Annotated in this window: 1 protein-coding gene; it reads left to right on the forward strand. The window is 48.8% G+C overall.

Translation table 11 applies throughout. The annotated features are described in order from the left end of the window. Positions 1 to 553 (forward strand): restriction endonuclease subunit S (locus KTN04_RS16665; protein ID WP_217336344.1); only part of this gene is annotated, 553 nt, incomplete at both ends.

Genomic DNA, 553 nt, shown 5'->3' on the forward strand with positions numbered 1-553 from the left:
GGATTCCGGCGTTGAGTGGATTGGGCAGGTGCCGGAGCATTGGGAGGTGAAAAGGCTACGTCATGTCGGACGTTACGCTAATAGTGGCGTTGACAAGAAGAGCTATGAAGACCAGCAGGCAGTTGAGCTTTGTAACTACACGGATGTTTATTACAACGAGTTCATCAGTGATGGTATGCCTTTTATGCAGGCTACTGCCAGCGCCCACGAGATTGAGCAGTTCACTCTGAAAAAAGGCGATGTCATTATCACGAAGGATTCGGAAGACCCATCCGACATAGGGATTCCTGCCTTTGTTCCACATGATATGCCTGGAGTGGTTTGTGGCTATCATCTCACTATGATTCGTGCCTTAAATGATAACTATGGAAGCTATATCCATCGTTCGATTCAGTCGGATCATACAAGAGCTCACTTCTTTGTTGAGTCGCCAGGAATAACCCGATATGGCCTGAATCAAAATACTATTGGTAATGCTCCAGTAGCGCTCCCTCCACCAGAAGAACAAGCCGCCATCGCGGCCACCCTCGACCGCGAAACCGCCCGTATTGAT

Source organism: Marinobacterium weihaiense (assembly GCF_019061305.1).
Taxonomy (GTDB): Bacteria; Pseudomonadota; Gammaproteobacteria; order Pseudomonadales; family Balneatricaceae; genus Marinobacterium; species Marinobacterium weihaiense.